The organism is Pseudomonas synxantha BG33R, from assembly GCF_000263715.2.
In the GTDB taxonomy this organism is placed as follows: Bacteria; Pseudomonadota; Gammaproteobacteria; order Pseudomonadales; family Pseudomonadaceae; genus Aquipseudomonas; species Aquipseudomonas synxantha_A.
Genome location: NZ_CM001514.1, coordinates 2,331,830 through 2,354,462, shown reverse-complemented (window position 1 = coordinate 2,354,462; position 22,633 = coordinate 2,331,830). Strand labels below are relative to the sequence as shown.

General features: G+C 55.2%; 26 protein-coding genes and 1 pseudogene. 25 read left to right on the top strand and 2 right to left on the bottom strand.

Features of this window, described 5'->3' with window-relative positions:
* Window positions 1-407: 407 nt before the first annotated feature.
* From PSEBG33_RS29730 to PSEBG33_RS16515, 10 genes are all read left to right on the top strand, one after another.
* Complete coding sequence (locus tag PSEBG33_RS29730) at window positions 408-1,097, top strand: hypothetical protein (RefSeq protein ID WP_005787082.1); 690 nt, start codon at window positions 408-410, stop codon at window positions 1,095-1,097.
* A gap of 174 nt (window positions 1,098-1,271) precedes the next feature.
* Window positions 1,272-1,502: an AlpA family transcriptional regulator gene (locus PSEBG33_RS16475; RefSeq protein ID WP_005787080.1), complete on the top strand. Its 231-nt coding sequence runs from the start codon at window positions 1,272-1,274 to the stop codon at window positions 1,500-1,502.
* A 4-nt stretch (window positions 1,503-1,506) separates the two neighbouring features.
* Complete coding sequence (locus PSEBG33_RS16480) at window positions 1,507-2,379, top strand: ParA family protein (RefSeq protein ID WP_005787078.1); 873 nt, start codon at window positions 1,507-1,509, stop codon at window positions 2,377-2,379.
* Window positions 2,380-2,656: 277 nt separating this feature from the next.
* The gene (locus PSEBG33_RS16485) at window positions 2,657-4,246 is read left to right on the top strand and encodes a ParB family protein (RefSeq protein WP_005787076.1); all 1,590 of its coding nucleotides are present in this window, start codon (window positions 2,657-2,659) and stop codon (window positions 4,244-4,246) included.
* Window positions 4,243-4,791 carry a DUF2857 domain-containing protein gene (locus PSEBG33_RS16490; RefSeq protein WP_005787074.1) on the top strand — a complete coding sequence of 183 codons (549 nt, stop codon included), beginning with the start codon at window positions 4,243-4,245 and terminating at the stop codon, window positions 4,789-4,791. Before PSEBG33_RS16485 ends, PSEBG33_RS16490 begins: the two co-directional genes overlap by 4 nt.
* A complete protein-coding gene (locus PSEBG33_RS16495) occupies window positions 4,788-5,978 on the top strand; it encodes an STY4528 family pathogenicity island replication protein (RefSeq protein WP_005787072.1) in 1,191 nt (396 codons plus the stop codon). The genes PSEBG33_RS16490 and PSEBG33_RS16495 overlap by 4 nt, the downstream gene beginning before the upstream one ends.
* 220 nt (window positions 5,979-6,198) lie before the next feature.
* Window positions 6,199-6,954, top strand: a complete 756-nt coding sequence (locus PSEBG33_RS16500) for a PFL_4669 family integrating conjugative element protein (protein ID WP_005787070.1) — start codon at window positions 6,199-6,201, stop codon at window positions 6,952-6,954.
* Window positions 6,951-7,469, top strand: coding sequence for a DUF3158 family protein (locus PSEBG33_RS16505; protein WP_005787068.1), 519 nt, complete (start codon window positions 6,951-6,953; stop codon window positions 7,467-7,469). The genes PSEBG33_RS16500 and PSEBG33_RS16505 overlap by 4 nt, the downstream gene beginning before the upstream one ends.
* On the top strand, window positions 7,466-7,921 hold the full coding sequence (locus PSEBG33_RS16510) for a single-stranded DNA-binding protein (RefSeq protein WP_005787066.1): 456 nt from the start codon (window positions 7,466-7,468) through the stop codon (window positions 7,919-7,921). Before PSEBG33_RS16505 ends, PSEBG33_RS16510 begins: the two co-directional genes overlap by 4 nt.
* A gap of 227 nt (window positions 7,922-8,148) precedes the next feature.
* Complete coding sequence (locus PSEBG33_RS16515) at window positions 8,149-10,101, top strand: DNA topoisomerase III (RefSeq protein ID WP_005787064.1); 1,953 nt, start codon at window positions 8,149-8,151, stop codon at window positions 10,099-10,101.
* 47 nt (window positions 10,102-10,148) lie between these two features.
* Here PSEBG33_RS16515 and PSEBG33_RS16520 read toward each other — a convergent pair whose 3' ends face one another.
* Window positions 10,149-10,406 (bottom strand): hypothetical protein, encoded by a 258-nt coding sequence (locus PSEBG33_RS16520; RefSeq protein ID WP_005787062.1) that lies wholly within the window; start codon window positions 10,404-10,406, stop codon window positions 10,149-10,151.
* Between the two features lie 208 nt (window positions 10,407-10,614).
* Here PSEBG33_RS16520 and PSEBG33_RS16525 point away from each other — a divergent pair, with 208 nt between their 5' ends.
* From PSEBG33_RS16525 to PSEBG33_RS16570, 12 genes and pseudogenes are all read left to right on the top strand, one after another.
* Complete coding sequence (locus PSEBG33_RS16525) at window positions 10,615-10,956, top strand: helix-turn-helix domain-containing protein (protein WP_005787060.1); 342 nt, start codon at window positions 10,615-10,617, stop codon at window positions 10,954-10,956.
* Between the two features lie 910 nt (window positions 10,957-11,866).
* A complete protein-coding gene (locus tag PSEBG33_RS16530) occupies window positions 11,867-12,460 on the top strand; it encodes an STY4534 family ICE replication protein (RefSeq protein ID WP_005787058.1) in 594 nt (197 codons plus the stop codon).
* A 70-nt stretch (window positions 12,461-12,530) separates the two neighbouring features.
* Window positions 12,531-12,788: a hypothetical protein gene (locus PSEBG33_RS16535; protein WP_005787056.1), complete on the top strand. Its 258-nt coding sequence runs from the start codon at window positions 12,531-12,533 to the stop codon at window positions 12,786-12,788.
* Between the two features lie 96 nt (window positions 12,789-12,884).
* A complete protein-coding gene (gene radC / locus PSEBG33_RS16540; RefSeq protein WP_005787054.1) occupies window positions 12,885-13,379 on the top strand; it encodes a RadC family protein in 495 nt (164 codons plus the stop codon).
* Between the two features lie 52 nt (window positions 13,380-13,431).
* Window positions 13,432-14,197, top strand: a pseudogene (locus tag PSEBG33_RS27935) (ABC transporter substrate-binding protein).
* A gap of 89 nt (window positions 14,198-14,286) precedes the next feature.
* Window positions 14,287-14,829 (top strand): PilL N-terminal domain-containing protein, encoded by a 543-nt coding sequence (locus PSEBG33_RS27170; protein WP_032803421.1) that lies wholly within the window; start codon window positions 14,287-14,289, stop codon window positions 14,827-14,829.
* A complete protein-coding gene (locus PSEBG33_RS16545) occupies window positions 14,826-15,497 on the top strand; it encodes a hypothetical protein (RefSeq protein ID WP_005787049.1) in 672 nt (223 codons plus the stop codon). Before PSEBG33_RS27170 ends, PSEBG33_RS16545 begins: the two co-directional genes overlap by 4 nt.
* A 9-nt stretch (window positions 15,498-15,506) precedes the next feature.
* Window positions 15,507-16,226 carry a TIGR03759 family integrating conjugative element protein gene (locus tag PSEBG33_RS16550; protein ID WP_005787047.1) on the top strand — a complete coding sequence of 240 codons (720 nt, stop codon included), beginning with the start codon at window positions 15,507-15,509 and terminating at the stop codon, window positions 16,224-16,226.
* The gene (locus PSEBG33_RS16555) at window positions 16,208-16,756 is read left to right on the top strand and encodes a hypothetical protein (protein WP_005787045.1); all 549 of its coding nucleotides are present in this window, start codon (window positions 16,208-16,210) and stop codon (window positions 16,754-16,756) included. Before PSEBG33_RS16550 ends, PSEBG33_RS16555 begins: the two co-directional genes overlap by 19 nt.
* Window positions 16,753-17,268 (top strand): integrating conjugative element protein, encoded by a 516-nt coding sequence (locus PSEBG33_RS16560; protein ID WP_005787043.1) that lies wholly within the window; start codon window positions 16,753-16,755, stop codon window positions 17,266-17,268. Before PSEBG33_RS16555 ends, PSEBG33_RS16560 begins: the two co-directional genes overlap by 4 nt.
* A gap of 9 nt (window positions 17,269-17,277) precedes the next feature.
* The gene (gene traD / locus PSEBG33_RS16565; protein ID WP_005787041.1) at window positions 17,278-19,383 is read left to right on the top strand and encodes a type IV conjugative transfer system coupling protein TraD; all 2,106 of its coding nucleotides are present in this window, start codon (window positions 17,278-17,280) and stop codon (window positions 19,381-19,383) included.
* 86 nt (window positions 19,384-19,469) lie between these two features.
* Entirely contained in the window at window positions 19,470-20,201 is a 732-nt protein-coding gene (locus tag PSEBG33_RS16570) for a TIGR03747 family integrating conjugative element membrane protein (protein ID WP_005787040.1), read from the top strand.
* 84 nt (window positions 20,202-20,285) lie between these two features.
* On the opposite strand, the gene PSEBG33_RS16575 is transcribed toward PSEBG33_RS16570, so the two are convergent.
* Complete coding sequence (locus PSEBG33_RS16575) at window positions 20,286-21,455, bottom strand: hypothetical protein (protein WP_005787038.1); 1,170 nt, start codon at window positions 21,453-21,455, stop codon at window positions 20,286-20,288.
* A gap of 194 nt (window positions 21,456-21,649) precedes the next feature.
* On the opposite strand from PSEBG33_RS16575, the gene PSEBG33_RS28595 reads away from it, so the two are divergent.
* From PSEBG33_RS28595 to PSEBG33_RS16585, 3 genes are read left to right on the top strand one after another with little or no spacing between them, the layout of a single operon-like run.
* Window positions 21,650-22,006 carry an RAQPRD family integrative conjugative element protein gene (locus PSEBG33_RS28595; protein ID WP_157264141.1) on the top strand — a complete coding sequence of 119 codons (357 nt, stop codon included), beginning with the start codon at window positions 21,650-21,652 and terminating at the stop codon, window positions 22,004-22,006.
* A complete protein-coding gene (locus PSEBG33_RS16580) occupies window positions 22,003-22,242 on the top strand; it encodes a TIGR03758 family integrating conjugative element protein (protein ID WP_005787034.1) in 240 nt (79 codons plus the stop codon). Before PSEBG33_RS28595 ends, PSEBG33_RS16580 begins: the two co-directional genes overlap by 4 nt.
* 17 nt (window positions 22,243-22,259) lie before the next feature.
* On the top strand, window positions 22,260-22,631 hold the full coding sequence (locus PSEBG33_RS16585; RefSeq protein ID WP_005787032.1) for a TIGR03745 family integrating conjugative element membrane protein: 372 nt from the start codon (window positions 22,260-22,262) through the stop codon (window positions 22,629-22,631).
* The last annotated feature ends 2 nt before the right edge of the window (window positions 22,632-22,633 follow it).

Below are 22,633 nucleotides of genomic sequence, written 5' to 3'. Positions count from 1 at the left end.
CTGAAAAAATAAATCTAAGGCAACAGTAAAAAAATCCAGGAGCTATTGCACTCATAAAGGGATTCTTTGCACTTAGCAAAAACCAAAGCCGTCACTGGCCACTCACTAGTTCCCCACAGATAACGACAACGCAAAATTGCATTATCCAGGAAGTAAATAATAATTTTCGGTTACGCGACGACGTGATCGTTTGTCTAGATTTTCCTTCGCGCACCGAGCTCAAGCCATTATTTCGCTAACTGCTGGGATCGGCGAATGCACGCGCTGGGTATTTATCCCTAACGACTGCCAAGCCGCGACTTGCATGAACAAATTCACACTGGCAGCAACCGCACGGAAGCCTATTTGATCGCGTAAGGCATTCAGACCTCCCGTAGCGGACTACCCTTCTATTAGAGGCCACCTCTATGGACAAAGCTAGTAGAGTGACTCCAACCGAAAAGCTGTTCTACAGGCCCATCGAAGCCGCAATACGTTGGAGTAATTTAACTGCTCATGAGTCCGTGATCCTTGAGTTCGCATGGGGCCATCCCGATCGCCTAAGCAATGAGTTTCCGCAGTGGCCGTGCCTGCACGCGAACTTCTGGAAGATTCTGGATGCCATTCGAAATCGTGAGATTCCGTACGGAGCCTTGGGTATTACGGTCACTTCAGGCACACCTGTCGACTTCAGGCTCCTGACCATCCGACATTCAGATTTAAAGCGCTGGATGTCTATGTACCACCCTGATCAACGACCATCTTTTCTTTTCGGCCCACCGCTAATCAGTCAGGAAACAATCCACAACCACACGTACTTGATCTTACAAGCCGATCGAGATGCCCTACAGGTACAGCTAAAAGCTAGCGACGCGAAACTCCAAATTTTGACTGACGAGTTAAAAGCTGCGGGACTGGAGCGCGAGCAGCTTCGCGAGCTCGCCGAAAACAAACTCCAACTTAGTGAAGACAGCAAGGAAACTTTGCTTAACATTATCGGCGCGCTGGTCGAAACCATCTTGGGCTCAACCAGCTCCGGTAGACGACACTCTGTTTTTGACAGCCAAGCGTCTCTCGTCGACTCGATTGTCGCGCACTACGACGGCGTAAAAGGCTGAGCAAACGCACACTAGACGGAAAGTTTGCGGCCGGCAGACGCAACCTTGCAAAGGCTAAAAAGTGAGGTTTGCACTGCAATCACTTCAATTGCACTGCAATGACTACTCTCACTATCTACTATTGAATCCAGGTCACTTCCCACCCGATGCCATACGGCGCCAGGAGTGACCAACATGCTTAATCAATCCTTCTCTTTGGCTGATGCACCTAATCCTCAGGTCGAGCGGCATATCATGCGCCGTGAAGAGGTGGAGCGAAAAACCGGGTTCAAGCGGGCGCATATCTATAACTTAATGAAGGACGGTAAGTTCCCCAAAGCTAAACGTATTGGACTGCGTGCAGTCGGATGGGACTCGCTGGAAATCGAGCAATGGATCACCGAGCGTTTGGCGCAACAGGGCTGATGTCATGCGTGTGATATCGATTGTTTCGACCAAAGGCGGTGTCGGCAAAACCACTGTAGCGGCCAATCTTGGCGGTCTGCTAGCGGACGCGGGCCTCCGTGTGCTGCTACTTGATCTGGATAGCCAACCCACCCTCTCCAGCTATTATGCATTGAATCAAAAAGCGCCTGCGGGTACGTACGAGTTCATAGCACTCAATCAGACATCTCCTGCACAGATTATTTCCAGGACAGAGGTCAAAGGTCTCGACTTGATTATCTCCAATGACGATCAAGGTCGGTTGAGCACATTACTGCTGCATGCCCCCGACGGTCGGCTGCGGCTGCGTAATTTACTCGACCAATTCGGAGCCAGCTATGACCTTCTATTGATCGACACCCAAGGTGCACGCAGCGTGCTTCTGGAAATGGCCACGCTGGCCTCCGATCTTGCCCTCTCGCCCGTCACTCCGGAAATGCTCGCCGCCCGCGAGTTGCATCGCGGCACCCTAAAGCTGCTGAGTGAACTAGAACCGTTTCGTCACTTGGGCATAACAACACCACCGCTGCGACTGCTGCTTAACCAAGTGAACCCACGGTGGAGGGATACCCAGATGATCATTCGGGGCCTGCGCGAAACCTTCGCGAATGAAACCAACATCTCAGTTCTAGATACCGTCATTCCCAATCGAGTGGCATACCTCAACGCCGCATCTTTTGGACTTCCGGTTCATAGAATGGTGAATCGCCAGTCACTCAAGCGACGTTCGACATCAGCGCTTGAAACTATGCAAGCGCTGGCCGCCGAGTTATTTCCGGAGTGGCACCTGGCAATCTTCACGGTTGATAGGTGCTCGGCGCTTCAACGAGATGACTCATCGCGAGAGTATTTTCGATAACTGTTTAGTTTAATCGACCTTGATGCCAGCAGAATCTGGCGAGGAGTTTTTTGATGTTGGATCAATTTCCCATCATTGTTCATCCATCTAGTCGACCACACTATCCACCTTGCGAGAAATACTGCACTGTAGTGTTTCGGCTACAGGGTGGACGCTCGGCCACAGGTTGGTTTCTTGCCGAACTTTCCCACCATTTTGAGGGCACAGGTACCGCGGTGATCGTTAAGTTCAAAGTCGGCGACCATCTGCGCGAGCAGCGTTAATTGAGATTTTCCAGATGAAGAAGCTCAGTCAGGAGCAGATCACCGAGAAGCTGCATCAGGACCACTTTACTCAAGGGGCGGAACTGGAGCGGCTGTCTGATCCACTTACTGACACGCCTATGTTGGTCACACTGGAGGAGCTGCGGCCCTACGAACACAACCCGCGCTTCATCCGTAATCCGCTTTACGAAGATATCAAGACATCGATCCGTGAGCGCGGGCTGGATCAGCCCCCGCCGATTACCCGCCGCCCGGGTGAGACCTCTTTCATCATCCGCAACGGCGGTAATACGCGCTTGGCAATTCTTGGCGAGCTGTGGCAGGAAACCCGCGACGAGCACTTCTTTCGCATTCATTGCCTGTTCCGCCCCTGGACCAATGAAGTCACCGCGCTGCTCGGCCACCTAGCCGAAAGCGACCTGCACGGCCAACTCACGTTCATCGAAAGGGCCCTGGCAGTAGCCAAACTCAAAACCATGCTTGAGTCGGATGGCCCAGAGCTCTCACAACGGGAGCTGGCTCGACGTCTTGCCGCTGGAGGCTATCCAGTTTCGCAGTCGCATATCAGCCGGATGCTGGACACCCTCGAACACTTATTACCCGCCATTCCACAAACTCTGTATGCCGGCTTGGGTAAGCCTCAGATAGAACGTCTGATCGGTCTACGTAGTCAGGCTGAGCGAACCTGGAACCGCTATCCAACCGCCAAAGTCGCGTTTGCAGAGTTCTGGCTGGAGACCATGGGCTACTTCGATAGCGATCCTGTATCCTTTGATCTTGAGCAGATCCAGGACGAATTGCTCGAACGCATGAGCCACTTGCTCGGACAGTCCTACCGTATGCTGGCCCTGGAGCTGAGCGATACCCAACGGGTCATCTCCGCGCCTGGGGCTGTCACCACCACGCCCCCAGAAAGCAGCCATCGGTCAAGCGTGCATGAAACTGCGGCAGAGCTGCCCTCCTCCGACACTAAACCCGAATCAACTGATGCCAAGAGCAAGATAGAGCCAATTTCAGAAGAGCGGCTCAACGCACCCGAAACAAATACTTTACCTGCGGTCAGTCACCTATCACGCGTTCAACAGATTCGTGAGCAAATCGATCGCGAGATCATTACCGAAGCGGAGTCTTCATTCGAAACCTGCACAATCAACGACCTCTGGCCCATCGCACCAACGCTAGATACGCCCGAACAACTGCGTTTAAGCATTGCAGGACTGGCTCGGGAAATGGCGGCCTATGCCGGAGATGCCGAGTGCATCATTGATCAAAAGCTTGGCTTGGGCTTCGCGTTGGACATTGAGCGACTCGATCTTTCAGCGCCTCGCTCGACCGGCGTCCACCTAATGCTCCTCGCCCTGCTACGTGCTCAAGACGAGGTGAACTGGGAAGATCGCAAGCAAATACCTTCCGCACTGTTCGGGCAACTGTTGTTAGGAGTCTATCAACTCTATCTGCCAGATCGACCAGTCACGGACGTGGGGCTGGAGCGACTGCCTGACAGTCTGTTAATTAAGCTGTTTCGCCTGATACGCCTGGCCCGGCGTCTAATCGACTTAACACTCATCTCTGAAGACAAAAACTCACCGGAGGAGCTGAGATGAACTTGTCCTTCAATATGCTCAATCAAGCCATGCTAACCCAGGTACTGCACGAACTACGCCTGGGCAACCTGCAACGCTGCAAGGCACTTGGACTGAGTGAGGATGACATCTTCGTGCTGCAATCCTTACCGCCGACCACACTATCGCGCCTGGCCCATGCCACAGTCCCTTGGCTTGAGGTCAAGATTGACTCGCCAGTGCTGCATCGTTTGATTGAGCAATCTGAACGCGACGAACAGAACGAACGGTTGATCAACCGAGCGCTCAAACTCGGCGCCAGCAGCACCATTATGTACCAGTGTTTTGGCTTGGCGCATTCGGAAACAGCCATGCGTCGGCGTCTACTCAAGATAGAAACTCGTAAAGGCCGCCCCCAACATTTAAGCGAAGCGCAGGAGCATGCGTTGTGGCAACGTTGGTGCCAAATACGAACAGAGGACGGCACCGAGGATAAACTCGACGCCATGATGATGCTTGCCGAAGAACAGCAGATCAGCTTGACCATCGTTTGGCAGCAAATCGACCAGTACAGCAACAAAACATGAATGCTGTTCCTGCCAGTCGCTGGCAACGTGTCCTGCAGCAATGCACACAGCAGCTGCATGAGCGCTGGCCAGCACGCCCTACCACTGAACAGCCCTCCAACCAGGCTCTACAGGCTGGCTTTCTGTTTAGTGGCCAATCACACGAAGTCGTGCCACGTCGGCTGCTGTTGGATAATCGGCTGACGCCATTGGAGCGAAATGCCTGGCAGGTATTTCGACTCATGCTGCAAGGCCAGGGCGTGGTCACGCCGCGCTATGAGGATTTGCAGCCTTACCTCTCGAGCGTGCCCTACGGTGCGTCAGCCTCGCGTGAAACCATTGCTCGCGTGTTGACGATGCTCAGGCTCACTCGTTGGCTCAGTTTGGTGAGCCGCGGTCGCGATCAAGTTAGCGGGAGGCTACAAGGTTCTTTGTATGTTCTGCACGATGAGCCGTTAACCCCCGCCGAAGCCATGGAGCTCGATCAGGATTATCTAGAACTGGTCGGGCATGCCCTCGGCCATGCGACGAAGTCCGTGCGTATTGTCGCCCAGCACATTGTGGAGGAGGTCCGACAGGACACAAATATCGATCGGGGTCGATTACCGACGCGGCTCGACAGCTGGGGCGAACAGTGGACGCAGCAAGGCTTGGATCAGCCATCCGATGATGCATTCCACGATTCCGAACGGGGGAAAGATCACCACGTTCGGAATCGTGCAAACCCTCGTTCGGATTCCGAATCAGGCTTGAACGCTAACGTTTCCAGCACCGTTCGGAATCCGAACGCCGCCTGTACTGTATTAAAAGAAAGTAACTGTACAGTACCGCGCGCGACCTCAGCGGTGGATAACCTGCACTGGCCCACTTCGCTGCACCTGAGCCCAAGCGAACGTCAGGCCGTCACCGTGGTGCTGAACAAGCTCAAAACGGCGGATCAACAGGCGGTGCTTAACGAAGCGGGGGCACGCTGTGGGGCCGGCGGTATACGCAAGCCAGCGGCCTATTTGATGGGCTTGGCCCAGCGTGCACTGAAAGGCGACTTTCGTCCTTGGGCAAGTCAGGCCGAACCGTCACCCATGGCAGAGCCGCCCCCACCCGCCCCCTCACGGCCGTCTCGAAAAAAGGGCGAACCTGCATCAGCCCTCGCCCAGGCGTGCCTGAATGAGCTGCGCCAACTGCGTGCCAAACACAGTGGACGTCAGTAGATTTGATGCCAGTGGCATCAAATCCATAGAGTTCCAATCGACGGAAGTATCGGACCGTACCACGGAGCATTTTGGGGATTCCGGGACTCCATTTCGATAAGCGCAAACGTCAGGTATTTGCCATCTCTCAGCAAACCGAACAGACCGCATTCAGCTTTCTGGCTGTCCTTGATCCTCAACTGTCGCAACGTCCCGTCCAAGCCAATGCGAGGACAACACCATGGCCGATCACTATCAACTCAACCTGGGTTCATTGCGCAGCAGCATCACCTTGACCCTGCACACTCACCACGCCGCTCGTATCTGGCAAGGTCGAAACGCTCGTGAAGGTGTTCGCTCGATCATGGGCATGGCGGGTTACATCAGTGTCACCAACCTGATCAAACAAACCGCGGCCCACGACGACCCCTATGCCGACTGGGCCATTGTGCAATTGGAAGAAAAACTGATGCAGGCCAAAGCAGGGATGCAGGAACTGACCCAACAGTTGGATCGGATCAGGCAGGACCTGCCGCGCCAGATCGACATGAGCGACAACCTCAACATCCATCCCGTTACGTTGCCGCTGTACATCGGCAGTCAACTGGGTTTTCTGGCGGTCTACCTACTGACCGACTACGACATCCTGGTACGCCATACCCTATTGGCGCATCACACTGCCTTGATCGGCCGAAGGGACATGGAAGCCTGGATCGACGATGGGGCCCATCTGCTACGCAGCCTGTTCGGCCAGGCACAACGTTATCGACATGCCGGCGTTACACGCGATGATATGGCCGCAAATAATGCTCGCGCTCTAGCAGCCGTGGAGAAGTATGGGCTGCCCCCGATGGACATTCTCGAGGGTCATCGCCGTTCTCAGTTTGCGCCGCCGATCATTCGCCGCGGCGCTGCGGTAGTAGATGACGCTAATGCGTCGGCTGACGATGCGGGAGAGCCATTTGCGACAGTGGGCAACCCGGAGAACGAAGCATGAATCCTATGGACTCAGCTCATCCAACGTTTTCCGGCCCATTGACACAGGATGCCTATCGAAAACTCGAACACGCTGCCTCCCTAAAAGGCCTTTTAAAGCCATTTAAGGGTAAGGGGGAGTTGGAGCACCTGGCGCAGACGGCGAGGGAAATCGAGGCGCAGCTATGTCACCTGATGGAGGCTGTCGTGCAGCAAGACGGGCAGCCGCCGTACTCGCTACTGAAGATACGATTGGTTCTGCAGAACACCAGTGCGGGTAGCACCTTTTTGCGTTGGCGCACTCGTGATTTTGCTCGCATGGGTGTGGCGGTCTGGGAACGTCAGATCTCCAACATAGCGCTGCCGCAGATCGTACGAGAGGGATTACACCGTTTCGAATGCGAGCGCATTGCATTGAACCTGCAGATGAGTGTGGTGCATTCGCTTTACCGCCAGGCTACGACCTGCGCGATCAAAATGGCCAGTGCCGAACAGTTGCTGCGCCAGTTCACACCAGCAGTGGAGGTATCACGATGAGTACTTTTTTCGTCGGCGAAGGAAATATCGGCAGTGCGCCAGAGTTCCAAGAATTCCCGTCAGGCAATGACGAACCACGGCGTTTGCTACGGCTGAATGTGTATTTCGACAACCCCATTCCCCGCGAGGGAGGCTACGAAGATCGTGGTGGCTATTGGGCACCGGTTGAGATCTGGCACCGAGAGGCTGAACACTGGAGCAAGCTGTACCAGAAAGGCATGCGCGTGCTGGTCGAAGGTCGTACGGTGCGCGATGAGTGGGAAGACAGCGAAGACAATGCACGGGTGACCTTCAAGATAGAGGCCCGTCGAGTCGGCATCCTGCCTCACCGGGTGCACAGCGTGGTCATGCGGGAACGCTCCAGTGAACCGACGGCTGCTCAAAATACTGAGCAGGCCAGCTCGCCGACGTCGAACCCCAAGAAACACAGAGGGCAATCACCTAAGGCCTGAACGACTTCAGGCATAAAAATTGCTCCTTTGCGCGAAGTTCCTGGCCTGTCATTGCTCGCTGCCCGTGAAGCCACCACCCAATTAGGAACGCTCCAATAAGGTAGCAGCTTCAGCCCATTCAAGGCCGCCCTTACCGACTAATATGAGGAACCTACCATTCAGGTTTCTCATATCTTGCTCCTGCTACTTCGAACAACGCTGCTCCGAACTCAATCCGGAGTAGTTATATGCGCCTCTTCCTCTGCGAAAAACCTTCCCAGGGTCGTGACATCGCCAAGGTTCTCGGAGCCACTCGGCGTGGCGATGGCTGCCTGATCGGCCCCGAGACAACTGTCACATGGTGTATCGGCCACCTGCTGGAGACGGCCCCGCCTGAAGCCTACGGCATTCAGTACAAGAACTGGTCGTTGGATCATCTACCGATCATTCCGGCGCAGTGGCAAGCGAAGGTCAAACCCAAGACTGCCGCGCAGTTCAAAATCATCAAACGCCTGCTCAGCGAAGCCACCACCGTTGTCATCGCAACCGACGCCGACCGCGAAGGTGAGATGATTGCCCGCGAATTATTGGAGCTCTGCCAGTACCAAGGCTCTGTTCAGCGCCTCTGGCTGTCCGCACTCAACGAAGCATCGATTCGCAGGGCACTGACCTCGCTGAAGTCTGGTCAGGAGACCTTCCCGCTCTATCACTCGGCCCTCGCCCGCAGCCGTGCCGACTGGCTGATCGGCATGAACCTCAGTCGTTTATTTACCCTTCTTGGTCGGCGGGCAGGCTACGACGGCGTTTTGTCAGTGGGGCGCGTCCAGACACCCACCTTACGTCTGGTGGTCGATCGGGATCGTGCGATTGCCGGCTTCGTCCCGGTGCCTTACTGGAACGTTGAGGTACACCTATCGTCGATGGGCCAGCGATTAATCGCGTCGTGGTTACCGCCATGCTCAGGACGGGAAGAGTCGGGGCGCTGCCTACAACAAATGCTTGCCCATCACGCGGTACAAACAATCACCGACGAGAAGTCCGCCACGGTAATCTCGTTACATACTGAGCATTTCCGAGAACCGCCGCCCCTGCCCTTCGACCTAAGCACGTTGCAGGAAGTCTGCTCGCGTAAGCTGGGGCTCGGCGTCCAGGAAACCCTGAACATCGCCCAAGCCCTGTATGAAACCCACAAAGCCACCACCTACCCGCGCAGCGATTGCCGCTATTTGCCAGAGAATATGCTCAACGAGGCTCCCGCGGTACTCGACGCCTTGCTCAAAACGGATCCTGCACTCAGACCTGCATTCGAGGACCTCGATCAATCATTGCGCTCCCGCTCATGGAACAATGCCAAGGTCACTGCGCACCACGGCATCATCCCCACCACCGAACCGGAAAACCTGGTGCGGATGTCCGAACAAGAACGCCATGTCTACGAACTGATCCGTAGCCACTACCTAGCACAGTTTCTTCCGCATCATGAGTTTGATCGGACCCAGGTCGAACTGGCGTGTGGCGAAGAACGATTGACCGCTGTGGGCAAACTGATCTTGGTCCAGGGCTGGAAAAGCTTGCCCTCCGAAAACACCGAGGAGGATGAGCCCAGTTACAAATCCCAAGCCTTACCCATCTTGCAACAGGGCACGCAGTGCACAGTGGACTATGTCGAACTCAAGCCCCTGCGCACTGCAGCTCCCAAACCTCTCACCGAGGGCGATCTGATCAAGGCGATGAAAAACGTCGCCAAGCTTGTCAACGACCCACGCCTGAAACAGAAACTTCGGGAAACCACAGGTATCGGAACCGAAGCCACACGAGCCGGCATTATCAAAGGGCTAATTGATCGCGGTTATTTGCTGAAGAAAAAACGCGCCTTAACGGCCACGGCGGCGGCCCATACCCTGATCGAGGCGGTACCCTCTGCAGTCGCGGATCCTGGCCTGACTGCAATTTGGGAGCAGGCTCTTGACGAAATCGAAGCGGGACGCCTGACCTTGGATACATTTGTCACAAAGCAGGCGAAATGGATCGCGAAATTGGTCGAACATAGTGGTGCGCTCACCTTGTCGATAGCGGTCAAAGCCGGACCGGCCTGCCCCATTTGCAATGCCTCAATGATCAAGCGAAAGGGCAAATCTGGGCCGTACTGGTCATGCTCGCAGTACCCGAACTGCAAGGGAACTACTCCGATTCGAGAATAAACGCGGCGCCTATGACAGTTCGGTTGGGCTCAGGGGTGCTACGCACCTCAGTGCATCATCAGCGGCGCCTGATCCTGCTCCAAATCGATCAAAGGTTGTCCGACTTCACGGGCCAAGGCGATGCCTGTCGAAATCCATATCTGCCCCAGTTCGTTGAACGCTTTTAGGTGAGCGGGATCTGCGTTGAGCCAATTAACAAGGCTTTCGAAATGCTCGGGGTTATCCGGGCAATCATGAATCTTGATAAACAGCTCCAGTGTTCGATCCCAGATCAGATCCATGACGTCATCGCTTTCATCTTCCATGCTCAACCATTCCTCGACTTGGTCCTTTCAGACCGTTGTTCTTGCTAACCATCCTGGACTCTGATCCCGGGAAAAACAGAAACCATATCGCGACACTCAGCTGTTTCAGTCACTATGGCAACCCCATGAGTCGATACTCAACCCTTAAGGATGTTCATGTCAACGGGTCTTTGCTCAACCATTCGGGTTGAACTGGAGAACTCATCACTTGGCACATAAACATCCAACCCAAGCCCAAATCGGGCGCATGATCGCGAAACACCGAACCGAGCGTAATCTGACCCAGGAAGAGGTGGCTGAGCGCATGGGGATCGGCAGTGAAGCCATATCGCGCCTGGAGCGGGGGTTAGTGGAGCTATCAGTGGTCAAGCTGATGCAGTTAGCGGATATTTTCGACTGCCGAATGGATGAACTGCTGACAAAATCGAGTAATCGCCCCAATGACCAGGGTCAGATGATCGTGGGTCTCCTAAGCGGACTGAAGGAAAAAGACCGCGCCTTTGTCCTGGCAACCGTCGAACAATTGGCCGCGCATCTCGGCAGTAAGTAACATCTCTCATCGCACTCAATATGAGTGTCTTACGAGGGACCACTGACTTGACGTGAATCCTCCCTCTCTGCTGTAGTGTCTCCGTACCATCGCCAACGGCGACCCAAGACCGATTAGCTCCGCGCAGTTCGGTCAAACTCTTCGAGTTCGGAGCCTCCTATTCTGCGGAATTTAATTCCCGTTTTTTGCTCGACATGATTGTGGTGGCGGATGACCACTGTTGCCTCTACCCGGCAATAGCGGTCATCCGCTTCGGCGATCGTATTCAGTCCCGGAGCCCACCGGGGAAAAACAGGGCACCCTTTGTGCGCGGATGCGTGCCAGCGTATTCCGACCCAGGCCACGACAAGAGTCGGTTGGCGAATCATTGCGCAGTTAAATCAAGTTTTGCGAGGAGCTTGTCGACTGCGTAAGACCGCCAAAGGTGGCTTTTCTCTTCCTCGCCTGGCGCCCCGACAGGCCCACTCTTCATTTTTTTCCTTTTCTTAATTCCAGTGACTTCCATTGTATTCAGGCCTTAAAAAAACGGGTTGCAGCGTCTTGACGCCCCCCTGTGACAGGCCTATATAAAGGGCGTGGTTCGCTGTCGTTGACAGCCCAGCCTAGGTAGCTTGAACCTTCAAGGCTACGCCACGTTCGTGGTGGTTTACCCAAGTGCGATCAGCATTCGGAAGCTCGCGCGGTTACCGCTTCAGCGGTGATGAATGCCCACTACCCTAGGTCCGCAGACCACTACTGCGGATTCCCTTCTGCTGCATCGCTATTCCTCAGGCGCATCGTTCTGATTGTCAGCCGGCTTGCCGGTGCCGAGTCGTTCATTGCCCGACTTCACCTTACCCACCCTGACGGGGGCTCACTTCCCCATCAGGGACTGTGCGTCGCCGTTTTCCCTTGAAACAGGAGAACCACCATGGCCCACGCCAACAAATCCCAAGAAGCGACCACTTACTTCAATCTGCACACCGTCGGTATCGGCTACCTCAACCGTGTTCGTGAAGTGCAGGTCCGCCGCGGACAGCCATTCCTGGCCTGCGATATCGCCGCCCTGCACGGTGCCACCGATGCGGTGGAGTACACCCGCTTCGACTGCAAAGTCGCAGGGGGCGAAGCTGAACGCTTGATTCGTCTCTATATGGACGCCGTCAAGGCCGAGAAAAAGGTCTTACTGTCGTTCCGTATCGGCGACCTGTGGATCGATCCATTTCTCTACGAGAAAGGCGATAAACAAGGTCAACCAGGTGCCAGTCTTAAAGGTCGTCTGCTGTACATCGACTGGATCAAGGTCAACGGCGCGTACGAATACAAAGCGCCTGCCAGGCAGGAGGCAACAGCACCTGCTGAGCAAGCGCCCACCAGTGAACCTTCCCCACCATCGGCTGATGCCGAAGCAGAGGAGATCCACAACCCAACAGAGCCTCAGGTCGAGCCTGACTTTCCACCCACTCCACCCACTCCCCGCACTGCGGCCCGCCGTGATGCCTCCCGTACTGTTCAGTCCGCCTGAACAATCCACGATGTTTACATCAAGGCGCTCAATTGAGCGCCTTTTCTTCAATCAGCACAGGAGAACCGACATGGAATCCTTCTGGCTTTGCGACGACTGTCTGTTCGCGGCTGCTTATGAGGACTACAGCACGTTATCGCTCTACTACAGGACGGATGAAATCGAGAAACGCATCGCCGGCATCCACAGTGGACTCGTTCGGTTAATGCCCATCAGTGCCGACTTCGATCTCGAAACCGGCTGGGGAATAAGAACCTTTTCCCCATTGCCCTGCGACGGTTGCGGCTCACACCTGCACGGTCAACGCCACCGATTCACTCGACTGTAAACAACGCGTCATCGGCTAACGCCCGCGACTCTATATCCTCGGGGACACTACTCCCCTCGGGCGTGTGCCCCGGATTATTCCTTTCGGAGGTACCTCATGAACACTCAGCTCACCCTGATTGAAACCTCGGATTTCGAGGCTGATCGTATCGTCCACGAAAACCGGCTCATCGACGAAGCGCTGCATATTCTGGATCGCCGGCTGTTCGCCCGCGGCCCTAACCTGACGTCGCCTGGCGCCGTGGCCTCATATCTAAAACTGCATCTTGCGCAACAAGAGCAAGAAGTCTTCGGTGTGATTTTTCTCGATGCCAAGCACCGAGTGCTGGCGTTCGAAGTCCTCTTTCACGGCAGCATTGATGGCGCCAGCGTTTACCCCCGCCAAGTCGTCAAGCGTTCCCTAGCGCATAACGCTGCGGCCGCCATTTTTGTTCACAACCACCCTTCAGGTTGTACAGAACCCAGCCAGGCGGATCGCGTCTTGACCGAACGGTTGAAAGAGGCCTTGGCCTTGATCGAAGTGCGCGTACTGGATCACTTCATCGTGGGTGAAGGTCGTCCACTTTCCCTTGCCGAACATGGCTGGCTTTAACCCTCTCAGGCGTCTTCGGGCGCCTTGTTCATTTTCATTCTGGAGAACCCTCATGCCCCCCACACACCAAGCCCCGGCCCTGCTGACGACCACAACTCCATTTGCTCGCGGTTACGACAACCTTCATATCGAACGGCTGCTACTGATCACCTACGAAAACGACTGCCCTCCCTGCTTTCGACCCGTGCACGACTCACAAGCCCATCTGCCCGACAATGAGCTGCAACTGTTCGCCTGCGTGTTCAATGACGATTTCGCCTTGAATCAGCGAAGGCCAATCCATTTCGGATGATTTGGATGAACGCTGCCAGTCCACTGGGCTAGTACGCCAAGTAATCTACGCCGTGATGGGCGAAATGCTCAACGAGCGGCATCACCTCGGTGATCTGTACTCCCTGGAAGAGGCACAAGCCATGGTCCATCGCTTGAGCTTCGAAACGGGACACTACAGTCGAGCCTGGGAAATCAGTACCGCGCACCTTCCCGAAGAATCGATGCTTTATCTGGAGGAGTGGGTCAGTAACTTCGCTCTGCGGCAAACCGGCCTCTTGTTCGAGCTTTTTACGCTGCCAGATTGCTGCGGTATCGGTTGCAAACTGATCGGCACGCCGTGGACGGACGAGAACTTGCTGAACATTGAGGGCAATCGTTATTCGAGCTTGAGACAAGAACAACTCGACGCAGGCACACCGGAAGCCTTGCTCAACGTACTGTATCTGGCGGCATTAGCGGATGTGAGGTTGTTGATTTTCGACCCCGACGCTGCCGTCTTGGATGGGCTCGCCATTTATGACGAAATAGCAACGCGTTCAACTTAAACACGACCCGTCTTGAATCAACTTACTCACTGAATCGCTCCTTCACCTCATGTCAGGTTCTGCACTGAAACTGACATGAGGTTTTTTCCATGGAGCGTTTTTTCACGCCTGTCTGCCTGCTGGGTTTATTGAGCGCCTGCACGGCGCAGATCCCCACCCCATTGCCGACTAGTCCAGAGAATGCCGGTGGTTCCAATCGGGCCCAGCTTTCGAGGAGTACAGCCGATGAGAGTCATCCGACAGAGCTCCGCTATGGCCGCTATACGCTGGTCAGCACCGAGCCCACCACGGAACAACGTAATCTTCTCGCTCAAATCGTTGACGTGAGCATTCCGTCCAACCTGAATCCTTCGGTACAGGAAGCGATGTACTACGTGCTGCAACGCTCAGGTTATTCGCTCTGCCCTGCTGCCGAACCAGTAAAAATAATGTTTACCCGGCCTCTGCCCGCCGCCCATTACCGACTCGGCTCGATCTCACTACGCAACGCGCTACAAGTACTGGCTGGCCCCGCCTGGCAACTCACGACCGATGAGGTCAGCCGTTCGGTCTGCTTCGAACGGATAAAAAATGATGCTGCCGTCGTGCGGCTCGCACCCAGCGCGGCCCATCAGCCGGAGGCACGCCCATGAAAGCCACGACGTTTCAAACCCTCATTGTCGGCTCACTTTGCCTGGCGGTCTCCGGGCTGAGTGGTGGTTTGTATAACCAGTATCAACGCGTGACCGAGCTGGAAAATGCGAACGCCCAACGCCTACAGACCCTGGATACCCTGCGACGTGATTCAAGCACCCTCTTGGATGCACAGGAGAAGCTGCAGTACGCACTGAAAGACCTGAAGCAGATGGTCGATTCCGGTATGCAACAGGCCAATACCCTCGATCCGATGTTGGATCAATGGGCGCAGGAGATACAGGAACTGCGCGATGGTCTGGCAGCCCGTGCTACCGAAGCCGACATGATCGCGCTACGCGCACGACTTGAGCACGTCGAGCAGCAACTCCTGGACCTCAAGAGCCAGCCACCACTCCCACCACCGACGCCTTCCTCGGCCAAGCCGGTAAAAACCGCTCAGCCCAAGCCTGCCCCGCTCCTGCCGCCATTTTCAGTGTTGAGCGTCGAGTACCGCGGTGGCGAGCGCTTTCTGGCGGTCGCACCTCCTGACAGTCGCTCGCTCAATGATATCCAGTTGCTGCACAACGGCGAGCAGTTCGGCACATGGCAACTGAAGGTGCTGGAGCCGAACGCGGCTATCTTCGCGGTGACCGCTCACCCAGACCAGACCGTGCACCTCCCTTGAGAAGCGATCATGAACAGAGCTCCGCTGAGTCCCATCGTCTGTTTCGTTTCATTGCTGAGCACGGGCGCTGCGCTGGGCAACCCCGTCACGACACCGTCACGGACCCAGGACACGCAGTCTGCTCCGCTGGAGCGTTCGCACTCTGAACAGGCGGCAAGCTGGGGTCTGACGGAGCAGGAGTGGACACGCTTCGAACAGATCCAAGCCGGCCCGCGTGGTTACTGGAGCCCGAATCTCGATCCGCTGACTGCACTCGGCGTCGAAGCAGAGAACGACCAAGAGCGTCAGCGCTATGCCGAACTGCAGGTAGCGCTGGAAGCCAAACGTGCCGAGCGCGAGTTGGCTTACCAAAACGCCTACACCGCAGCTTGGGCCAAGCTGTTTCCTGGACTGTTGCCGATTCAGGGTATGGCATCCCCGCCCGCTGCTAGCTCACCGATAGAGCCGCGCCGTGCTCTGTTTGTCGAAGACCATTGCCCTGCGTGCACCGCTGAAGCGCAGCGTCTGCAAAGCAGTGATACAGCGTTCGATATCTACCTGGTGGGCAGCCAAGGTGAGGATGAACATGTCCGTGGCTGGGCGCGGCAAGCAGGCATTGATGCGAGCAAGGTCCAACACCGGCAAATCACCCTGAACCATGATCGCGGTCGCTGGTTCAGCCTGGGAGCCCCGAGACCGTTACCCGTCACATTTCAGCAGGTGAACGGACAATGGCAACGTCTCGATTGATTGCTATTGCGCTCCTGCTGATGGTGCACGCCGTCCGGGCAGACGAACTTCCGCCTCCGGCTTATCAACTGGCAGCGCATGACGCCAACGTCCCTTCCACGGTGTTGTTCGCGATTGCCCTGCAGGAGAGTGGCGCCCGCCTCCGTGGCCGACTGCTGCCCTGGCCCTGGACGCTGAATATTGCCGGTAGCCCTTACCGTTTCGCCAATCGTCAGACCGCCTGTCACGCCTTGCTTCAGGCGCTTGATCGGTATGACGCCAAGCGGGTCGATGCCGGGCTTGGGCAAATCAACCTGGGTTATCACGGACAGCATTTTTCCAGTCCCTGCGAAGCCTTCGAACCCTACCGCAATCTGGCCGTAACTGCCGCGCTGCTACAAGAGCATCACGCCGTCACCGGTGATTGGGTGTCAGCTGCTGGCCGATATCACCGCCCGGCAGGAGGAACTCCGGCCGCGCGTTACCGCGCCGGCTTTTCCCAACAACTCGAACGACTACAGGTTTCCTTTAAACAGGGCACACCACCATGAAGCGAATTCCCAGTGCGTATTACTTTGCCGTGCTCTTGGCTGCGCTCGCCCAGCCGGGACTGTCGTTTGCAGAAGTTCAGCCTGGCGGTTTCACCCGCCCCCAGTTTGAAGCTTCCAGGCCGCCAATAAACAACAAGATCCAGCCTGCTCGGGCCATACATGCAGACCTATCTGCATTTGCCGATGAAACCTGGATACTGCCCGTGCGCAGCTCTCACTTGAGCCCAGGCCAGATCACAATTCGCACCCTGGACATGCCAGGCTTGCAGCCATTTTTCCTTGTCGGGGAGGATCCCCAATCGTTGGCTTGGCTGCATCAGCGTGCGACTGAACTGCATGAAATGGGTGCAGCCGGACTCGCCGTCGAAGTGACCGATACTGAAGCCCTGGCCCAAATTCGAGCAGCCGCTCCGGGCATCACCATCCTGCCGGTCAACGGCAACGACATCGCCTCTCGCCTGAAAATTGAGCACTACCCTGTGTTAATCACAGCCACCTCACTGGAACAGTGAGTCTGGGTCATGGCAGAGCATGCGATGGAGTCCAAACTCCGGCCCGCAGTCGAGCTGTATACCGTGGCGATCTGCGTCGCCGCGGTGGTGTTATGCGTGTATTCGCCCTGGGCCGTGGCGCTATCACCCGAGATCGGTCTGATTGCGGCTCTGGCCTATGCCCTGTTCGGTTTGATCCGCCTCCGACAAGCCTGGGAGGTGTTGCGCTATCGGCGCAATATTCGCCGGCTGCCTCGCTACGAACTGACCAGCCGGCAGATTCCGGTGAGCCGCAAACGTCTGTTCATGGGCCGCGGCTTTCGCTGGACCCGCCTGCACACCCAGCGCTTGGTCGAGGCCCAGGATCCGGCGGTCGCCCACTACGTCGACCAACCGACCCGTTACCGCCTGGCACGTGGACTCGAACGTCGCCTAGAACATGCACCGTTTCCGCTCTCGACACTGGCCCGTGTCACGGCCTGGGACAGCGCCTTTAATCCGTTACGCCCTTTGCCTCCGGTAGGAGGCTCGCCACTGCTGCATGGGATCGAGCCAGATGAAACAGAGGTCAGCCTGCCGCTGGGCGAACGGGTGGGTCACACGCTGGTGCTTGGTACTACCCGTGTCGGCAAAACCCGGCTCGCGGAGGTGTACATCACCCAGGACATTCATCGTATCGAACACGAGGTCGTCATTGTCTTCGATCCGAAGGGCGATGCCGATTTGCTCAAACGCATGTACGTTGAAGCCAAACGCGCCGGTCGAGAAAAGGAATTCTATGTTTTCCATCTAGGCTGGCCGGAGATCTCCGCCCGCTACAACGCCGTGGGACGTTTCGGACGCATCTCGGAAGTGGCGTCGCGCATCGCTGGGCAGCTCAGTGGCGAAGGTAACTCGGCGGCGTTTCGCGAGTTCGCCTGGCGTTTCGTCAACATCATCGCCCGCGCCCTGATCGAGTTGGGCCGACGTCCGGACTATCTGCAAATCCAACGGCATGTGGTCAACATCGACGCATTGTTCATCGAGTACGCCCAGCAGTTTTTCGCCAAGACCGATCCGAAGGCTTGGGAAGTAATTGTCCAGCTTGAAGGCAAGCTCACCGAGAAGAACATTCCCCGGCACATGGTGGGACGCGAAAAGCGTGTGGTGGCCATCGAGCAGTACCTGGCAGTGAAAAGGGTATTTGATCCAGTAATGGACGGACTGCGTTCGGCGGTACGATATGACCGTACTTACTTCGACAAAATCGTGGCCTCGCTACTGCCGTTGCTGGAAAAACTCACCACCGGCAAGACAGCCCAACTGCTAGCCCCCAACTACACCGACTTGGATGACCCGCGGCCAATCTTCGACTGGATGCAGATCATCCGTAAACGCGGCATCGTCTACATCGGTCTGGATGCGCTGACCGACGCCGAGGTGGCCGCCGCTGTGGGCAATTCCATGTTCGCCGACTTGGTCTCGGTCGCGGGCCACATCTACAAACATGGTATAGACCACGGCCTGCCTCAGTCGGGTAGGAGCAGTGACAAGCTGCCAATCAACCTGCACGCCGATGAGTTTAACGAGTTGATGGGTGATGAGTTCATCCCGCTAATCAACAAGGGCGGCGGAGCGGGTATCCAGGTGACGGCTTATACTCAAACCCTTAGCGATATCGAGGCGCGCATCGGTAACCGCGCCAAGGCCGGCCAGGTGATTGGCAACTTCAATACCTTGCAGATGTTGCGCGTACGTGAGACCGCGACGGCAGAGCTACTCACCCAGCAGTTACCCAAGGTCAACGCACTGACCAAGACCCTTGTCTCGGGCGCTACAGACACCTCCGATCCTGAGGCCAACACAGACTTCACTTCGTCCTCGCAGGATCGCATCAGCAGCACCAGTGTGCCGCTGATCGAGCCAGCGCATATCGTCAGTTTGCCCAAGGGGCAGATGTTCTCCTTCCAGGCCGGCGGCCAGCTCTGGAAAGTCCGCATGCCGTTGCCAAAACCCTCTAACGACGATGCCATGCCAAAGGACCTGCTTGAGCTCACCCAGCGGATGCGGGCCACCTACAACGAGCAAGCGGGGCAATGGTGGAGCGCGAGCGGTGGCGGCCCAACAATTAACTTTGATCTGGATCAGGTGGGGTAGCCCGCCCCTGCTACAGGTTTTGACTCATCAGAAAATCCAGAAGGATCGTGACGACATCAACTCTGCAACGCGCAATGGAGTGAACAATGGCGACTTCCACCCAGAACACGCCGCCACAACCGATCCAGCATCCGGGATTGATCATCTCGGCGATCAGCCTAGTCCTGCGCATCGTCGGTTTGCTGATTGCCTCGTTGCTGCTCTCGATTCTGATTGAGTTTGCTGGTCTGCTGCTATTCTGGGGTGATCAGGGCTGGCGGCATAGTCAGGCCATGCTAACCAGTGAGTTAGGTTGGCTCAGCGAGAGCTTCAAATCTTCACTTCTCATCCAACAGCCTGGGCCAATGATTCTCCAGTGGCTGGATTTCCTCAATCGGTGGTTGTTGGTCAAGACTGGTTTTGTGGATTTTGCCCAGCAGGCGCGCGCGTCGAGCCAGAGTAACAGCTTCTGGGGCTGGACCAATCAGCTCTACGTGAGCATTGAGGATTTCGTGCTGGCGTCGGTGTATGTAACATTTACCTTCGTGGTGCGCCTGTTTATTCTGGTCTTGGCTACCCCCTTGTTTCTGCTCGCCACGCTCACCGGTTTTGTCGATGGATTAATGCGCCGCGACCTACGCAAATTTGGGGCTGGGCGGGAAAGCAGCTTTGTCTATCACAGGGCTAAGCGGGCAGTTATGCCGCTACTGGTCGTGCCCTGGATCATTTACCTATCCCTCCCCATCACGCTCAATCCAATGGCCGTTTTTATACCTTGCGCCGTATTGCTTGGCGCGGTCATGGCTATTACAGCAACAACATTTAAAAAATACATTTAAAACAATAAGCACCACTACTACTCAAGCGAAAAGCTCACATCACTTTTAGCTAAAGAGGCGGCAAACCTGGTCTAATACCACCTTTCATCTACCCCTTAATCTTAAAAAAAACCACAAATTAAAATACATCAATCTCGCTACACCTAACAGCCAAGAGCGGGATTTCATGTTACCCTCCCCAATTAATGATAGCGACGCAGTTGCTGCCTTACCTCCCGCAAGAAAAGAAATAATACAAAAGAGAAAATATTTCAAATTTTCATGCTCGTGCGCCAATTTAACTTTATCAACCAGCCTCCCCAGCCTGTCATACAACTTACCTACACGCTCCCTGTGATCAGGTAGCGGAATGTAATCCTTACGCCCAAACTCCTGACTATTTACCATTAAATGCGAAGGCGTTTCACGACACGCTCCATTTAAATCAGCACGAGAGCAAAAATATGTATTTATTCTAGCGATATCACTGGATTCTGGTAACGATTGCAACCAGGAGTCCCCATATCGTCTTAACTCAGGCTCATTCCCTACAATGTTAAATGAGAGTATTGAAAATACCTTTGCGGCGGATTTACAGAGCGCCTTTTCGTCCTTGGCAAACGAGGCATCAACCAGACAGTACTCTTTCAAATTCTGATAACGCCCTTTATAAAATTGCAAGTAATCCCCTAGCAGTTTATTCGTTTCCAACATTTGCTCCCGATCAGACTTCGCTTGAGAGTCAACAACCAAATACATGCACCCCACGAGACTTAACATGCACCACAAATGGTCATACCCGTGTTTGAACTTTGGACTTTTAAAGCAATTAGCCAGCATCAATACAGCCGACCACCCAAAACCGAAGGCGATCAGAAAATTTATTCCACTGCTCCAGAAACCGCCTATGTATCCTGCCCCCAAATGAAATTCTTCAGGTATGAGCAACCACCAACTCGGAGAAAACCCGATTAAGGATAAAACCCCAGGTAAAAATACGACTAATAGGCTCGCCAGACCAGGCCTACGCCCCAGGACGAATGCTCCCCTAACAAAAATCAAACTCATAAAAACAAAAGACATGAAAAACAACAAAGAGATTGCTTTCACACCAGCGACGGGACTGAGATTCAACAACGGGTATGGTATACCCGGCTCATATATATTATTAAAATAACCAAACCACCCTATCCCTTCAAGATTCTGCGCCACACCGTAAGAGGCGATGAAAGACACCCAATAATACGGTTTTATAAATACATAAAACCACTGCATCAAGCCACTCCCCAAAAAAGCCAGGCTCACGTTTAAAACTGAAAGGGTAGCCCCACCAGTTCGTCTTTCCCGTCAAAGCGGATGTAGGCCATACCAAACCAAAATACTCGACAAGGTCAATCGCCATTAAAAGCGATTGCCTCCGTCTCAGTTTACCTGCGGCTTTAGCTGGTCATTTTTACAATCCTGCATGTATGAATCCAGAGCCAATCGCCATGCCTAAAATCCACATCCCTCGCCCTCTGATTTCCATATTATTCGTATCGTCTAGTTGTGTCAGCGCGGCCCCCAGCCATGAACAAATTGCGATGGCCCAAATCAAAAATCAATTTGAAATTATTGAGCGTCTTGCGAATCGCGCGAGTTTAACAACTACACCCGATGCACAAGAGCGCTATCGGTTCGACTATCACCAGTTTATCCAAGACACCCAGCGAATTCGACGGGGTGTAGAGAGTTATCTATCCCCCTCTCGCGCTCAACCCCGTGATGCCAGTGAACTGGTCGGCGATTACCGCCTCGACACTCCGCCAGCGGAGCCTTTGCCATGAGCATGACTGACGCTCAAACCGCTGCGTTCCAAAACGCCTCCGGCTTCTCACCGCAAAGCAGTTCGACGCTCTGGCTGTCCTTGGTTCTCGTCCTGGCTTTGCTGTGGTGTGCCTGGGTGATGTGGACGGCTTACCGGGGTTGGGCCGCCGGCAGTTTGCGCTTTGGAGCCTTTGGCGGCAGCGCCGCGCGCGTCTTGCTCGCCCTGCTCGTACTGATGTTCTTCACCCTGTCCTAATCCAGGAGATCGTCGCCATGCTCAAGTGCCTTGCCCCCCTAAAAAACAATCTCCGTGATGGTGCAAGCCAGCGCTTGATCGGTCTGCTGCTAGTACTTGGTCCAAGCCTGGCTTTTGCCGAACTCCCGACCATGGAGGCTCCGTCACGTGGCGAAGGTTCCGGGCTGATCGAGACGATCAAAAACTACGCCTACGACGGCGGCATCCTGCTCGGTCTGCTAATCGCCCTGCTCGCGTTTCTTGGTGTGGCTTGGCATTCGTTGACCGTATACGCCGACGTGCAAAACCAGCGTAAGACCTGGAAGGATTTGGGGGCAGTGGTCGGCATCGGTGCCCTGCTGGTGGTGATTATTATCTGGTTCCTGACCAAGGCTGCCGCGATTCTGTGAGA

Coding starts and splice junctions, on each gene's coding strand:
- PSEBG33_RS16575 (WP_005787038.1), bottom strand. CDS start 21,455: ATGCAGTGGTTTTATGTATTTATAAAACCGTATTATTGGGTGTCTTTC.
- PSEBG33_RS16570 (WP_005787040.1), top strand. CDS start 19,470: ATGGCGACTTCCACCCAGAACACGCCGCCACAACCGATCCAGCATCCG.
- PSEBG33_RS16475 (WP_005787080.1), top strand. CDS start 1,272: ATGCTTAATCAATCCTTCTCTTTGGCTGATGCACCTAATCCTCAGGTC.
- PSEBG33_RS16520 (WP_005787062.1), bottom strand. CDS start 10,406: ATGGAAGATGAAAGCGATGACGTCATGGATCTGATCTGGGATCGAACA.
- PSEBG33_RS16560 (WP_005787043.1), top strand. CDS start 16,753: ATGAAGCGAATTCCCAGTGCGTATTACTTTGCCGTGCTCTTGGCTGCG.
- PSEBG33_RS16515 (WP_005787064.1), top strand. CDS start 8,149: ATGCGCCTCTTCCTCTGCGAAAAACCTTCCCAGGGTCGTGACATCGCC.
- PSEBG33_RS16480 (WP_005787078.1), top strand. CDS start 1,507: ATGCGTGTGATATCGATTGTTTCGACCAAAGGCGGTGTCGGCAAAACC.
- PSEBG33_RS27170 (WP_032803421.1), top strand. CDS start 14,287: ATGGAGCGTTTTTTCACGCCTGTCTGCCTGCTGGGTTTATTGAGCGCC.
- PSEBG33_RS16490 (WP_005787074.1), top strand. CDS start 4,243: ATGAACTTGTCCTTCAATATGCTCAATCAAGCCATGCTAACCCAGGTA.
- PSEBG33_RS28595 (WP_157264141.1), top strand. CDS start 21,650: ATGAATCCAGAGCCAATCGCCATGCCTAAAATCCACATCCCTCGCCCT.
- PSEBG33_RS29730 (WP_005787082.1), top strand. CDS start 408: ATGGACAAAGCTAGTAGAGTGACTCCAACCGAAAAGCTGTTCTACAGG.
- PSEBG33_RS16550 (WP_005787047.1), top strand. CDS start 15,507: ATGAACAGAGCTCCGCTGAGTCCCATCGTCTGTTTCGTTTCATTGCTG.
- PSEBG33_RS16485 (WP_005787076.1), top strand. CDS start 2,657: ATGAAGAAGCTCAGTCAGGAGCAGATCACCGAGAAGCTGCATCAGGAC.
- traD (WP_005787041.1), top strand. CDS start 17,278: ATGGCAGAGCATGCGATGGAGTCCAAACTCCGGCCCGCAGTCGAGCTG.
- PSEBG33_RS16505 (WP_005787068.1), top strand. CDS start 6,951: ATGAATCCTATGGACTCAGCTCATCCAACGTTTTCCGGCCCATTGACA.
- radC (WP_005787054.1), top strand. CDS start 12,885: ATGAACACTCAGCTCACCCTGATTGAAACCTCGGATTTCGAGGCTGAT.
- PSEBG33_RS16495 (WP_005787072.1), top strand. CDS start 4,788: ATGAATGCTGTTCCTGCCAGTCGCTGGCAACGTGTCCTGCAGCAATGC.
- PSEBG33_RS16580 (WP_005787034.1), top strand. CDS start 22,003: ATGAGCATGACTGACGCTCAAACCGCTGCGTTCCAAAACGCCTCCGGC.
- PSEBG33_RS16555 (WP_005787045.1), top strand. CDS start 16,208: ATGGCAACGTCTCGATTGATTGCTATTGCGCTCCTGCTGATGGTGCAC.
- PSEBG33_RS16585 (WP_005787032.1), top strand. CDS start 22,260: ATGCTCAAGTGCCTTGCCCCCCTAAAAAACAATCTCCGTGATGGTGCA.
- PSEBG33_RS16500 (WP_005787070.1), top strand. CDS start 6,199: ATGGCCGATCACTATCAACTCAACCTGGGTTCATTGCGCAGCAGCATC.
- PSEBG33_RS16535 (WP_005787056.1), top strand. CDS start 12,531: ATGGAATCCTTCTGGCTTTGCGACGACTGTCTGTTCGCGGCTGCTTAT.
- PSEBG33_RS16545 (WP_005787049.1), top strand. CDS start 14,826: ATGAAAGCCACGACGTTTCAAACCCTCATTGTCGGCTCACTTTGCCTG.
- PSEBG33_RS16530 (WP_005787058.1), top strand. CDS start 11,867: ATGGCCCACGCCAACAAATCCCAAGAAGCGACCACTTACTTCAATCTG.
- PSEBG33_RS16510 (WP_005787066.1), top strand. CDS start 7,466: ATGAGTACTTTTTTCGTCGGCGAAGGAAATATCGGCAGTGCGCCAGAG.